Consider the following 14,691-nt stretch of genomic DNA (forward strand, 5'->3'; position numbering starts at 1 on the left):
AGTATCAATGCAACCTTACATCAGCTAGATGTTTATCTATGTAAGGTAACTCAAGTAAACTGTGTCGGAGATCATATGCAGCAGCCGATAATTCCGGCAAATGAACCAGAGCGTATACAAGCGCTGGTGAATACAACACTACTTGATTCTGCCGACGAGCCAAGGTTTGACCGGCTGACGCAACTGGTTCAGCTATGTTTAGGTGCTGAAATAGTTCTCATCTCACTGGTTGATTCAGATCGGCAGTGGTTCAAATCCCGACAGGGCCTGGATGCCTGCGAAACAGGCCGTGATATCTCCTTTTGTGGCCACGCTATATTATCAAACGATATTTTTGAAGTGTCTGATGCACTGTTAGATGAACGTTTTGCCGACAACCCCTTGGTCACCAGTGCACCGTTTATCCGCTTTTATGCTGGTGCACCGCTGCAAATTACCAACCAAAATATTGGTACTTTATGTATTATTTCCGTTCAGCCACGGCAGCTTACGCTATCAGAGCGGCAAATATTGCGACAGTTTGCTGATGCTATTGAACAGGAGATTATTGATAGACTGCAACAGCACGCTGAGCAGGATTTAAAGGCGAGTAGAGACCAATTTCGAACTTTGGTTGCCAATATCCCGGGTATTACCTATCGATGTAAAGCGGATAGTGATTGGACCATGTTGTACATGAGCGGCAGTATTGACCCATTATCTGGTTATCCGGCCAGTGATTTTATTAATAACGCAGTACGCAGTTACGCCAGCGTGATCCATCCTGACGATTGCGCTTGGTTGGAACAGGCAGTGTTAGATGCAGTTAAAACAAAGCAAAGCTGGATATTACAATATCGGGTAATACACAAAGACGGCAATATTCGTTGGGTAGAAGAGCGGGGGCAGGCTGAATACAACGATGATGATGAGGTGCTTTTACTTGATGGTTTTATTCTGGATATTACCGAGGAGAAAACTTTAAAACGGCAACTGCTTCAATTAACGTCGCAATTGCCCGGCGTGGTGTATCAATTTCAACAGTGGCCAGATGGCCAGATGGCCGTATGGCCTTTCCTTATGCCAGCGATAACATTGAGAAAATATATGGTGTATTGCCTGAGCAGGTAAAACATGATGCATCGCTGATACTCGATAAAATTCACCCTCAAGACCTGCCCGGGCTGCTTGACAGTATAAATAAATCTGCAGCGACACTAAGTAACTGGCAGTATCAATATCGGGTGCTAAATAGCACAGGTGGGTTAACTTGGTTATCAGGACATGCGGCACCTGAGCGCATGCCTGATGGCAGTACGTTGTGGCATGGTTACCTGGAAGATATTACCAATACTAAGCAGTATTATCTTGAACTTGAGCGTGTTAATAAGGCGCTTAAGTTGAGCCAGGAGCGTCTTGATACAGCGAGTGAAAATGCGCTAATTGGTTTTTGGCAGGCGTCGCTTGATACTGGTGAACTGTGGTGGTCGTCGGTTATTTATCAGATTTTTGGTTTTGAAGAAGCCACTACAACACCCAGCGTGGCATTATTCAAAAACGCGGTGCATCCCGATGACAGAGACATGGTGATACAAAGTGAAAAAGTAGCGCAGGAAACCGGTCTTAATGATGTGGTGCACCGTATTATCCGCCCTGATGGCACGATACGTTGGGTGCATGAGTTGGCTCGTATGCTGCCAGTATCAGACAGTGCAGTTGCAACTTTAATTGGTTCTGTTCAGGATGTAACAGAGCGCATGCAATTGCAGCAGTTGAAAAGTGAATTTATCTCTACTGTAAGCCATGAACTTAGAACGCCATTAACGTCGATAAAAGGTGCCTTGGGGCTGGTTAATTCGGGTAAATTAGGGCAAGTGCCTGAGAAAATGTTTAATTTGCTTACCGTGGCACACAGTAATAGTGAACGTTTATCTCACTTAATTGACGATTTACTGGATATTGAAAAACTGGCTGCCGGAAAAATGTCCTTTGATTTACAGGTCGTTAGTGTGCAAAAAGAATTGCAACATGCAATACGTAATTTACAACCCTATGCGAAGCAATTTGCCGTTATAATGCAGTTACAATTGGTGCCTTCAGCGCTTTGTATTAAAGCTGACGCGTCACGTTTACAGCAGGTTTTGACCAATTTGTTGTCAAATGCCATAAAATTTTCATCACATGGCGCGACAGTGACAATTGGCGCAAAGCACGAAGCAGACAAGGTGAATATTGAGGTTACGGACAATGGTCTAGGCATTGCGCCGGAATTTCAGCCCAGGGTGTTTGAACGTTTTGCGCAGGCTGACGGGTCTAGTAGCCGACAGCGTGGCGGAACAGGGTTGGGTTTAGCAATATGCAAAGAGTTAGTTGAGCAAATGGGGGGTAGTATTGGCTTTCGTTCCGTACTGCAACAAGGTTCTACATTCTTTGTTTCTTTACCGTTGCATCAAGACAGTAGCGGTCAGTTGGAGTAAAGCGTTAGAACAATGAAAGCCTTAAATAACAAAACTGACTTAACAGCTGCCTTTAGCAGTTTGCGCCAGCGTTTCGAGCAAGGGTTGCCACAACGTTCTGCGGCTATGTTAGCCATGGTACAAAAAAAGCCAGCACAGCAGATGTTGGCTGATATTGTTGCCGAGTCACATAAACTATCGGGGGCCTGTGGCACCTTTGGGCATGCACTATTAGGTGCGATGGCCAGACAAATTGAGCAGTTAGCGCAAGCGATAAGTGCTAAGCCTTTACAAGAGCAAGAGCAAACCATACCAGAGCTTATTCATACGGTACAGGAGTTTGACATTGCCGTGGCGCAAATGATTGCCGGAGTAACTGGTAAGCATGAGCTTCAGCGCCAGATGCCTGTGATGAAGAACAGTGTATGGTTGTTGTTAGATAACGCGGCACTCACTATTGAAATTACCGCTCAGCTGCAAGGCTTTGGTCTGCAGGTTGAAGAATTTAAAGATTACACCCAATGCGTTGCGCGACTAAGAGAGGAAACGCCCGCGATTTTGCTCGCCACCGTCGCGCTGTCTACGGGTGAATTATTGTTTGAACAGACGCTGTTGTTAAATAGGCTAGTTCAGCAGCAAATACGCCTAATGGTACTGGCAGAGGCCGACAGTTTTCCATTAAGGGTGCAGGCTGCTGCGCAACGTGCAGAAGCGTTTTTTGTTACGCCACTTAATGTACCTGAAATGATAACGTACGTTAGTGAATTGCTTGACTATAGCAGTGGCGTGGGCCGGGTATTTATTGTCGATGATGACAAGTTACTGGCCGAGCATTATGCGTTGGTGTTATCTACAGCGGGCATTGAAACACAAATTAGCAATCACGTTGAAAATATTGTTGATGAAGTGATGCGTTTTCAACCTGATTTAATTCTAATGGATATGTATATGCCAGAGTACTCTGGTGCAGAAATTGCCAGTGTGCTGCGACAATATCGTGATTTTAAACGCTTACCCATCGTGTTTTTATCATCAGAGCTGAACAAGTCTTTGCAAATTAAAGCAATGTCGCATGGTGCAGATGACTTTATAACCAAACCAATTGACGACATGCAGTTGATTCAGGCCATAAAAGTGCGTCTGGCGCGCAGTTTGCAAATAAAAAACCTAATAGAAAAAGATAGCCTGACGTCGCTCGTCAAACATGCCGCCATTAAAGACACTGCTGAATTAGAGTTTCTTCGTGTCGAGCGCAGCAAAAAGCCGCTAAGCGTTGTGATGCTGGATATTGACCATTTTAAAATGGTCAATGATACCTATGGTCATGCTGCTGGCGATTTGGTCATTACCGCCTTGGCGACGTTACTGCGCAAACGGATTCGTAAAACCGACCGTGCAGGTCGCTACGGTGGAGAAGAGTTTTTATTAGTATTACCCGATTGTGACACCCAGCAAGCAAAACTGATAACAGAGCAAATTCTTGATGCCTTTAAAAAGCTGACGTTCAGTGCTGGCTCTATTCAATTTAGTTGCACCTTTTCGGCTGGCGTAGTGTCGACCGATGATAACGACTTCGCCAATGCGATACAGATGATCGCCGCGGCAGACAGTGCGTTATATAAAGCAAAAGTAGCGGGACGTAAGCAGGTATTAAGTTGGAGTGCTTGATATCAGTTTATTAAGACGCAGCGTTGCTGCGTCTTATCTGTGGCAGGTATTACAGTGTATTTAATATTTCAGCGGGCAATGCCAGTTCATCATTGCGGTTTACCCTAACACCCCGGTCAAGAATGTTCTTGGCAATTTGCTTAGCTTCTTCTAGTGAGTGCATTTGTGCTGTGCCGCATTGATAGACGTTAAGTTCGGGAATATCGTTCTGGCTAGCGACATGCAGTACATCATCCATGGCTGCCTGCCATGCTGTTGCTACCTGTTGCTCATCTGGTGTGCCAATTAAGCTCATATAAAAGCCAGTGCGACAGCCCATCGGCGAAATGTCGATTATCTCTACATCTGCGCCGTTTAAATGGTCGCGCATAAAGCCGGCAAACAGGTGCTCCAGGGTATGAATACCCTTTTCCGACAGAATTTCTTCGTTTGGCACACAAAAACGCAAATCAAATACGGTAATGGCGTCGCCTTTTGGTGTGTTCATCTTCTTAGCAACCCGCACAGCAGGTGCTTTCATAATGGTGTGGTCTACAGTGAAACTATCTAATAATGGCATAACTAAACCCTGTAATTAACGACGGTTGATAGCAGCTATTATAGTCAGGTCAGCTGTTATAAGTTAACCGCTTTCGCCGCTAAAAGCGGCAAATCACGGCTAAAGCATTGCTTTTAGCTATTAAAGTAATTTTTTTACTTGAATAACCTTGAATGGATCAGGGCTAATCCCCATAAATGCTTCAACACAATTTGTAATTGTAAAGAATATAAGTGGAGAGCAGTTATGGGCAGAATTATTGGTATTGACTTAGGTACAACTAACTCATGTGTAGCGGTGTTAGACGGCGATAAACCTCGCGTATTAGAAAACGCAGAGGGTACACGTACTACGCCATCTATTATTGCTTATGCTGAAGATGGCGAAGTATTAGTAGGTCAGCCAGCTAAGCGTCAGGCGGTAACCAACCCGAAAAATACCTTATTCGCGATTAAGCGTTTAATTGGTCGTCGCTTTGAAGATGAAGAAGTACAGCGTGATATTAAAATTATGCCTTACGCCATCGTTAAAGCTGATAATGGCGATGCCTGGGTTGAAGTTAAAGGTAAAAAGTTAGCTGCACCACAAATTTCAGCTGAAGTGCTGAAAAAGATGAAGAAAACAGCAGAAGATTTCTTAGGTGAAGCGGTAACAGCTGCAGTAATTACTGTACCGGCGTATTTCAACGATGCTCAGCGCCAAGCCACTAAAGATGCTGGCCGTATCGCGGGCTTAGACGTAAAACGTATTATCAACGAGCCAACAGCTGCTGCATTGGCTTATGGTATGGATAAAAAGAAAGGTGACACCAAGGTTGCAGTATATGACTTAGGTGGTGGTACTTTCGATATCTCTATCATTGAAATTGACGACGTTGACGGCGAACAAACCTTTGAAGTATTGGCCACTAACGGTGATACCCACTTAGGTGGTGAAGATTTTGATAACCGTTTGATAAATTATTTGGTAGAAGAATTTAAGAAAGAGCAGGGCATAGACCTGCGCAACGACCCGCTGGCGATGCAGCGCTTAAAAGAGTCTGCTGAGAAAGCCAAAATTGAGCTGTCTTCAGCGTCACAAACTGAAGTTAACCTGCCGTACATTACTGCAGATGCGTCTGGCCCGAAACACCTTAACATTAAAGTCACCCGCGCTAAGCTGGAATCTTTAGTGGAAGACTTAATTCAGCGTACTATTGAGCCGCTGAAGCAAGCACTGAAAGATGCTGATTTAAGCGTTGGTGAAATCAACGATATTATTTTGGTTGGCGGTCAAACCCGCATGCCAAAAGTACAAGAAGCTGTAACAGCTTTCTTTGGCAAAGAGCCACGTAAAGACGTCAACCCGGATGAAGCGGTAGCAGTAGGTGCAGCCATTCAAGGTGCAGTACTTTCAGGTGATGTAAAAGATGTACTGTTACTTGACGTTACACCTCTGTCACTGGGTATTGAAACCATGGGCAGCGTAATGACGGCGCTGATTGAGAAAAATACCACTATTCCGACTAAGAAGTCGCAAGTGTTCTCAACAGCAGAAGATAATCAGTCGGCAGTAACGATTCACGTTCTGCAAGGCGAACGTAAGCGTGCGTCTGACAATAAGTCGTTGGGTCAGTTTAACTTAGAAGGTATTCGCGGCGGTCGTCGTGGCGAGCCACAAATTGAAGTGGTATTTGACCTGGATGCTGACGGTATTCTGCACGTGTCAGCGAAAGACAAAGACACGGGTAAAGAGCAGAAAATCACCATCAAAGCTAACTCGGGTTTAACCGATGAAGAGATTCAAGCTATGGTACGTGATGCCGAAGCCCATGCTGAAGACGATAAAAAGTTTGAAGAATTGGTACAAACCCGTAACCAGGCTGATGCGATGGTACATGCTACGCGCAAACAACTGGAAGAAGTGGGTGATAGCTTAGCGGCAAACGATAAAGAAGAGATTGAAACGGCAATTAAAGAGCTGGAAGCTGTGTTGAAAGGCAGTGATAAAGCTGTAATTGACGAGAAGTCTCAAGCGCTTATCCAGGCTTCTCAGAAGCTGATGGAAGCGTCTCAGGCAAAAGCTCAACAGGGCGGAGACGCTGCAGATCAGCCACAAGCTGATGGTAATGATGATGTCGTTGATGCTGAGTTTGAAGAAGTTAAAGACGACAAAAAATAAGTTTGGTTTAACCCAGGCTGCAGTATACTGCAGCCTTTTACGTTGAGAAACACTGAGCGAGAAGTATGTCCAAGCGTGACTATTATGAAGTACTAGGTGTTGCTAAAAGCGCCGACGATAAAGACATCAAAAAGGCTTATAAACGCCTCGCCATGAAATTTCACCCGGATCGTACTCAGGGTGATAAAGCTATGGAAGAGAAGTTTAAAGAAGTCCAGGAAGCCTATGAGGTGTTGTCGGATGAGCAGAAGCGTGCAGCCTATGACCGTTATGGCCATGCCGGAGTAGATCCTAACCGCGGCGCAGGCGGCGGTGCCGGTGGTGCTGATTTCGGTGATATTTTCGGCGATGTATTCGGTGATATTTTCGGTGGCGGCGGTGGACGTCGTGGCCAATCTCGAGCCCAGCGTGGTTCAGATTTACGCTACAACCTTGAGATGAGCCTGGAAGACGCCGTTCGTGGCAAGTCGGTAGATATTAAAGTACCGACTATGGTTGGTTGTGATAGCTGTGATGGTTCAGGTGCCAAAAAAGGCACATCAGCTAAGTCTTGTCCAACGTGTCATGGTGCCGGTCAGGTTACGATGCGTCAGGGCTTCTTTGCTGTACAGCAAACCTGTCCAACCTGTAGTGGCCGCGGTAAAATCATCCCGGATCCTTGCAGCAAGTGCCATGGCGAAGGCCGTATAGAGAAAACCAAAACGTTGTCGGTGAAAATTCCAGCCGGCGTAGATACTGGTGATCGTATTCGCCTAACCGGTGAAGGTGAAGCCGGTATGCATGGTGCACCAGCGGGTGATCTTTATGTGCAGGTACATGTTAAAGAGCATCCTATTTTTGTGCGTGATGGTAATAACCTTTACTGTGATGTGCCGCTGAGTTTTACTACCGCAGCGCTTGGGGGCGAAATTGACGTACCCACACTGGATGGCCGCGTTAAACTTAAAATCCCTGCTGAAACGCAAACAGAGAAAATGTTCCGTTTACGGGGTAAAGGTGTTAAGTCTGTGCGTGGTGGTGGTGTTGGAGACTTAGTTTGTAAGGTCGTGATTGAAACACCGGTCAATTTAAGCGATAAGCAAAAAGACTTACTGCGACAGCTTGATGACACTATGGCGGGTGATGGTGAGGCCAAACATCGGCCAAAATCTAAAGGGTTCTTCGATGGTGTGAAGAAGTTTTTTGATGACTTAACCAGTTAACTGCAAATGAAAAAGCCACCTGCGGGTGGTTTTTTGTTTTTTCGGGGATACAATAAAGTGGTGCTGACATATGTTTACCCGCTTTGGTCACAAATAAGGATATATTCATGTTGAAAAAGTTGTTTATTACCGCGACCTGCGCTCTCGTTATTGCTGCCTGTGCGCAGTCCCCTACTGGCAGACGCCAGATTATGCTGTTTAATGACGCTGATTTAAGCAAAATGGGTGCACAAACCTTCGACAGTATGAAAGCTGAAGTCCCTATTTCTAAAGACGCAAAAACCAATAATTATGTGCAGTGTGTGGCCAACAGTTTGTTGGCCGTTACGCCGGAGAATGTTCGTGCACAAAGCTGGGAAATCGTGGTGTTTGAATCCGATCAGGTAAATGCCTTTGCGTTGCCGGGCGGTAAAATTGGTGTTTACACTGGTTTGTTAAAAGTGGCAGAAAATAAAGATCAACTGGCTGCTGTGGTGGGTCATGAAATTGGCCACGTCATCGCAGGTCACAGCAATGAGCGATTATCCACTAATCAGGCAATTCAGACGGCAATGTCGTTGGGCGATGCCGGTATGAAAGCCTATGGTGTTAAATACCAGCAGGAAATTATGGCATTGATTGGTGCCGGTTCTCAATTTGGTATTGTGTTGCCATTTAGCCGGGCGCACGAGTCTGAGTCTGACATTATTGGCTTAGACTTAATGGCCCGAGCCGGTTTTGAACCACGTCAAGCGGTTAATTTGTGGCAAAATATGGCTGCTCAAGGCAGTGGTGGTACGCCAGAGTTTATGTCTACCCACCCGGCACCAGATACCCGTATCCGTGAGTTGCGAGAGAAACTGCCTGAAGCTATGAAAACATTTAATGAACGCAAAGCCGCGTCAGCACTGCCTAAATGTAGATTATGAACGGTTAACGTATTTTGCACATTACCGCATAACAGCTACCTCGTTATACGGTAATGTGATAACGCCAAACTGTTCCGTCCAGCTATCCCGTCAAACTAAGGCGTTGTGGTTTTACGTAACAACACGACCAACACGGCTACCAGTAACAGCAGCAGACAATAGTAACTTTGGCTAACGACTTGCCAGGGTGAAATACCAAAACTGGCCCCTAACAGTAGCGCTTGCGCACCGTAGGGAACTAAACCCTGACTGATACAGGCGAAAATATCCAGTAAGCTGGCGCTACGCCGGGGTGTAATGTGATGCTGTTGCGCCAGCGTTTTAGCCACGTCACCGGTAAGCACAATCGCAACAGTGTTATTGGCTATACAGAGGTTACTGATAAATGCCAACGCGGCTATGGCTAGTTGTTGTGCTTTATTACCTGCCAGCTGGAGCTTGTTGGCGATACGTTGAATGTTGTCGGCTATCCATTGTAAGCCTCCTTGCTGCTTAATAAACTCACTTAACGCACTTACCAGCATCGCCAGTAAGAATATCTCCTGTACATTAGCGAAACCTGTCGCGATATCTTTGCCCAAATTTGCGATGGCATAATCGGCAAATACTGCACCTTGTAATGCGGCTAAGACGATTCCCAGCAACAGCACAACAAAGACGTTTAAACCCATAACGGCAAACACTAATATTGCCGCATAAGGCAACACCCCGGTCCAGTTTACCGCGTTTGTTTGCACTTGCGCACTGTCACCGGCCCACACTACATACAGTAACAATGTGAGCAGTGCTGCGGGTAGAGCAATGTTAATATTTTCTCGAAATTTATCTGCCATCTGTGCGCCTTGTGTCCGGGTAGAGGCGATGGTGGTATCGGAAATAATAGATAAGTTGTCACCAAACATGGCGCCGCTTAACAGCACACCGGCAACTAACGCCGGTTCCAGGTCTGCTTGATTGGACAGACCCACAGCGATGGGGGCTAAAGCGCCAATGGTGCCCATAGAAGTACCCATAGCCGTGGAAATGAGCGCGGCAATCACGAACAAGCCAGGCAATAACCAGGGGGCAGGCACTAAACTCAGGCCGGCATTAACAGCCGCATCCACACCACCGGTTGCTGTAGCAACACTAGCAAAAGCACCTGCTAACAGGTAAATAATGCACATGGTGATAATATTGCTGTTCCCAGCGCCTTTAATCATTACATCGATCGATTGTTGTAACGGCGCTTTATGTAACCAGATTGCAAGCATAAGTGCTGGAATAATCGCCACATGCCCCGGTAGCTGATAAAAAGCATACGCTACGTCCTGGCTATGTAAATACAAGCCGGTCCCCAGAAATAACGCGACAAAAAAGAGCAGCGGCAACAACGAGCGTTTTGCGCCAATTGGTGTCGAAGAATGTGAATTCATAGTATTACCTTTTCAGTAAACAGACGGCCTGGCCATCTTAATAGCTGCGCAATATATAGATGGCTAGATGGCCTGTCAATTTGCGCAGATTATTTTCTCTGCTGGTATAAGCTACCTGAGTTGATTATGCTGGCAACTTATTTATTTGGCTGCTTTTTTCGCTGGAGTGTCTATGTCAGCTAACCGGTTAATCTACTCGCGGCGCTTTTTGCCGTTTTTTCTTACTCAGGCGTTCGGCGCCTTTAACGACAATGTATTTAAAAATGCGCTGATGTTAATGCTGGCGTTTACTGCTGCTAATGCGCTGCCATGGGACACGGACTTAACCATGAACTTAGCTGCCGGGCTGTTTATATTGCCTTTTCTATTGTTCTCTGCAACGGCTGGCACCCTGGCCGATGCCATGTGTAAAACAAAGCTTATCCGTGCGCTAAAGCTATTAGAAATCGGCTTAATGCTGTTAGCGGGGGCGGCTTTTTACTATGAGCAATATTTGTTGCTATTGGGGGTGCTGTTTTTAATGGGCAGCCAGTCTGCTTTTTTTGGTCCGGTAAAATACGCCATATTACCGCAGTTGTTGGATGACAAAACCTTATTAAGCGGCAATGCCTGGGTAGAGATGGGTACCTTTGTCGCCATTTTACTTGGCACTATAGTGGGTGGTTTGTTGGTTGGTGTTGCTAATGCACCGATCTGGATTGGGGCTGTTGTTATTGTATTTTCTGTATTGGGTTACCTTGTCAGCCGCAATATTCCGTTGGTTGGTGAAGTGCATCAAGCGGATCCGTTCAAATTTGCACCGTGGCAGCAAACAAAGGCAGCGGTTAGCATCAGTTATCAAAACCGTACTTTGTATCTGTCGATTATGGCAATTAGCTGGTTTTGGTTTTTGGGCGCGGGCTATTTGACGCAGTTCCCTAATTTTGCCAAGACGGTTTTGGGCGGCGACAATACGGTCGTTACGGCGTTGCTGGTGGCTTTTTCCGTTGGAGTAGGCGCAGGTTCAATGCTGTGTGAACGCTTATCTGGCGATAAGGTTGAACTGGGGATTGTGCCAGTTGGGGCCTTAGGGTTAACCATATTTGGTATCAGTCTGTTTTTTAGCAGCCCCGCCAGTATAACAACAGAATTGTTATCGCTGTCGCAATTTTTGGCAACCGGCCTCGGCTGGAAAGTGCTGTTTGATTTGTTGTTTATTGGCATATTTGGCGGCTTGTTTATTGTGCCTCTATATGCGTTGTTACAACAACGAGCCGAACCGCAGCAACGGGCCAGGGTGATTGCTGCCAATAATATTTTTAATGCGCTGTTTATGGTGGTAAGCGCGTTAGCCGGTATCTTATTTTTAAGTGTATTAGATTTAGCTATCCCGGAATACTTTCTGGTGCTGGCCATTATGAATGCGGTTATTGCAATCTACGTATTCAGCCAGGTGCCAGAGTTTGCGGTGCGTTTTGTCATTTATTTGCTGAGCCATACTATGTACCGGGTAACTAGCCGCGGGCTGGAGCATATTCCGGCAGAAGGGGCGGCAGTGCTGGTTGCAAACCATGTTAGTTATGTCGATGCATTGCTAATAGGAGGGGCCGTGCGTCGGCCAGTTCGCTTTGTGATGGAAAAAGCCATTTATGATTTACCTGTAGCCAATTGGTTGTTTAAAGCTGCGCGTACTATTCCGATTTGTAGTAAGCAAAAAAATGAAGTCGTATATGAAGCTGCATTTGTTGCTATAAAGCGTGAGCTAGACGCTGGAAACCTGGTCTGTATTTTTCCAGAAGGGCGTTTAACCAAAACCGGCGAGATAGATAGCTTTCGCCCGGGAATAGAACGTATTTTAGCGGAAACGCCGGTACCCGTAGTTCCAATGGCGTTACAAGGGTTGTGGGGGTCGTTTTTTAGCCATCACGGCAGTGGGGCATTTAAATTCAAAGGTCGGCTCTGGTCAAAAGTTGGTCTTGTTGCGAATGCAGCCATAGCTGCAGAGGTCGCCAATGCAATGACGTTGGAGCAAGAAGTCCGCCAACTCTATCAAGACAGTGTCGAGAGCAAACGCGTCTAAACAAAGCTTATTATTTAGCTATAAAGATGGCTATTTCTCTTCCTACCGCAGGCGGCTTTTGCTTTAATAGCCGCCTCTGAATTTTATAAAGAGTTTTACTATGGCCACTATCGGAATTTTTGGTGCTAACGGCCGTATGGGGCGTGCATTAATCACTGTTGCCAAAGAGCAGCAGCTTAATTTGACCGCTGCTACGGTGCGGGCAGGTTCTGAACTTATAGGCGTTGATGCTGGCGAACTAGCTGGCGTTGGTAAATATGATGTAGCTCTGAAACAAACCAACCAGAACAGCGTAAGTTTGGCCGACGTTTGGGTCGATTTTACCATGCCAGAACCAATGCTTGCGCACCTTGAGCTTGCTGTAACAGCCAAAAAAGCTATGGTTATTGGTGTTACCGGCTTAACTGACGCGCAATATGCTAAGGTACAGCAGGCTAGCCAGCATATTCCGATTGTTTGGGCACCTAATATGAGTGTTGGTGTGAACTTGTTGCTGCATTTGGTGCAAACAGCCGCCAAGGTAATGGGACAAACCGCTGATATTGAGGTTATAGAAGCGCACCATCGCTTCAAGAAAGATGCGCCATCAGGCACCGCAATGGCCATTGGCACGAGCATTGCCAAAGCGCTTGATCGCAATCTAGCTGACGTTGCAGTTTATGGTCGTGAAGGGTTTACTGGAGAACGTGAGCAGCAAACAATAGGCTTTGCTACCGTACGTGGCGGCGATATTATTGGTGACCATACTGCCTTATTCGCAGATTTAGGCGAAAGACTGGAAATTACACACAAAGCTTCAAGCCGAAACACCTTTGCGCAAGGCGCACTGCGTGCTGCTCAGTGGTTACAAAATAAACCGGCAGGACTTTATACTATGCAACAAGTGTTAGGTTTGGCTGATTTAAGCTAGTCTTTTGCCTTATTAAGGATGAAATTACGCTTAACTTGCCATTTGTGATAAATATCAAAAAAAGCATAGCTAATTCTGTGCTTATCGCCTAAAATAGTCAGGTTTGCCTAAGGCAAATCCGGGTATCACATTTTGGGTCAAAACGGGTTGTAAAACAGTGTCAGTTTTCGCCCGTTTTTTGCTGTTTGGAGGTTATCTTGACTAAGTCCGCCCTGCTCGTACTGGAAGACGGCACCGTATTTCGCGGTACAGCCATTGGCGCTGAAGGAGTTTCTGTTGGTGAAGTGGTGTTTAACACTTCGATGACCGGGTATCAGGAAATATTAACTGATCCCTCATATGCAGAACAGATTGTAACGCTTACTTATCCACACATCGGCAATACCGGTACCAACACTGAAGACGAAGAATCCGGACAAATCTGGGCCCGAGGCCTGATTATCCGCGACTTACCACTTCTTGCCAGTAATTTCCGTAACCAACTCTCACTTAGTCAGTATTTAGCACAACACAACATACTCGGCATTGCCGACATCGACACCCGTAAATTAACCCGTATTTTGCGTGAAAAAGGCGCTCAAAACGGCTGCTTAATGGCTGGTGACAACCTAGATGAATCTAAAGCATTACAACTTGCCAAGGGCTTTCCTGGTTTGTCAGGTATGGATTTAGCCAAAGAAGTTACTGTTAAGGCCCCTTATCACTGGACGGAAGGAAGTTGGGCGTTAGGCGAAGGATACCGCAGTGCACCCACAGAACAGTTTCATGTAGTAGCGTATGACTTTGGTGTGAAGCGTAATATTTTGCGCATGATGGTAGACCGTGGTTGCAAGTTAACAGTGGTACCCGCTCAAACACCGGCCAGTGATGTTTTAGCGATGAACCCAGATGGCATTTTTCTTTCTAATGGCCCGGGCGATCCTGCACCCTGTACTTATGCCATTGACGCTATCAAAGCCTTTTTAGATACAAATATTCCGCTGTTTGGCATTTGCTTAGGCCATCAGTTACTGGCATTGGCCAGCGGTGCAAAAACCGTGAAAATGAGCCACGGCCATCACGGTGGTAACCATCCGGTGCAAAACCTGGATACCAAGCGCGTGCTGATTACTGCACAAAACCATGGCTTCGCAGTAGATGAAGCCAGTTTGCCAGCGAATTTGCGCGCAACCCATAAATCGTTGTTTGATGGCACCTTGCAGGGTATACATCGTACCGACAAGCCGGCATTTAGCTTTCAGGGGCACCCTGAAGCCAGTCCGGGGCCGCACGAAGCTTCTGAGCTGTTCGACCACTTTATTGCGCTGATGCAACAGCATAAAGCCGTTACCCAATAAATGTCGAAATGCACGTAGGCGGCAAGACCGGGGGCTCATGAGCTTAGTTGTGCTAAGTG

The 14,691-nt window shown here is 46.1% G+C and carries 9 protein-coding genes and 1 pseudogene; 8 read left to right on the plus strand and 2 right to left on the minus strand.

All coding sequences use genetic code 11. The annotated features are described in order from the left end of the window. The first annotated feature begins 75 nt into the window (after nt 1-75). Nucleotides 76-2,456: pseudogene (locus H595_RS24530) on the plus strand (PAS domain-containing protein). Between the two features lie 12 nt (nt 2,457-2,468). Then, nucleotides 2,469-4,103: a diguanylate cyclase gene (locus H595_RS0102215; RefSeq protein ID WP_027669715.1), complete on the plus strand. Its 1,635-nt coding sequence runs from the start codon at nt 2,469-2,471 to the stop codon at nt 4,101-4,103. A 49-nt stretch (nt 4,104-4,152) separates the two neighbouring features. Here the strand turns inward: H595_RS0102215 and luxS are convergent, their stop codons facing one another. Further along, complete coding sequence (luxS, locus tag H595_RS0102220; protein WP_027669716.1) at nt 4,153-4,662, minus strand: S-ribosylhomocysteine lyase; 510 nt, start codon at nt 4,660-4,662, stop codon at nt 4,153-4,155. 225 nt (nt 4,663-4,887) lie between these two features. Between luxS and dnaK the strand changes: the two genes are divergently transcribed. The 3 genes from dnaK (at nt 4,888) to H595_RS0102235 (ending at nt 8,911) form a co-directional block, all read left to right on the plus strand. After that, nucleotides 4,888-6,801, plus strand: a complete 1,914-nt coding sequence (dnaK, locus tag H595_RS0102225) for a molecular chaperone DnaK (protein WP_027669717.1) — start codon at nt 4,888-4,890, stop codon at nt 6,799-6,801. A 65-nt stretch (nt 6,802-6,866) separates the two neighbouring features. Further along, nucleotides 6,867-8,003 carry a molecular chaperone DnaJ gene (gene dnaJ / locus H595_RS0102230; protein ID WP_027669718.1) on the plus strand — a complete coding sequence of 379 codons (1,137 nt, stop codon included), beginning with the start codon at nt 6,867-6,869 and terminating at the stop codon, nt 8,001-8,003. Between the two features lie 107 nt (nt 8,004-8,110). Next, on the plus strand, nt 8,111-8,911 hold the full coding sequence (locus H595_RS0102235; protein ID WP_084153434.1) for a M48 family metallopeptidase: 801 nt from the start codon (nt 8,111-8,113) through the stop codon (nt 8,909-8,911). 95 nt (nt 8,912-9,006) lie between these two features. On the opposite strand, the gene H595_RS0102240 is transcribed toward H595_RS0102235, so the two are convergent. Next, a complete protein-coding gene (locus tag H595_RS0102240; protein ID WP_027669720.1) occupies nt 9,007-10,326 on the minus strand; it encodes a Na+/H+ antiporter NhaC family protein in 1,320 nt (439 codons plus the stop codon). Between the two features lie 172 nt (nt 10,327-10,498). Here H595_RS0102240 and H595_RS0102245 point away from each other — a divergent pair, with 172 nt between their 5' ends. The 3 genes from H595_RS0102245 to carA all read left to right on the plus strand — a co-directional run bounded on the left by H595_RS0102245 (nt 10,499) and on the right by carA (nt 14,632). Continuing rightward, nucleotides 10,499-12,385, plus strand: a complete 1,887-nt coding sequence (locus H595_RS0102245; protein WP_027669721.1) for an MFS transporter — start codon at nt 10,499-10,501, stop codon at nt 12,383-12,385. Between the two features lie 100 nt (nt 12,386-12,485). Then, a complete protein-coding gene (dapB, locus tag H595_RS0102250; protein WP_027669722.1) occupies nt 12,486-13,295 on the plus strand; it encodes a 4-hydroxy-tetrahydrodipicolinate reductase in 810 nt (269 codons plus the stop codon). A gap of 197 nt (nt 13,296-13,492) precedes the next feature. After that, a complete protein-coding gene (gene carA, locus H595_RS0102255) occupies nt 13,493-14,632 on the plus strand; it encodes a glutamine-hydrolyzing carbamoyl-phosphate synthase small subunit (RefSeq protein ID WP_027669723.1) in 1,140 nt (379 codons plus the stop codon). Nucleotides 14,633-14,691 lie beyond the last annotated feature (59 nt).

The sequence above is a fragment of the Rheinheimera baltica DSM 14885 genome, from assembly GCF_000425345.1.
GTDB lineage: Bacteria > Pseudomonadota > Gammaproteobacteria > Enterobacterales > Alteromonadaceae > Alishewanella > Alishewanella baltica.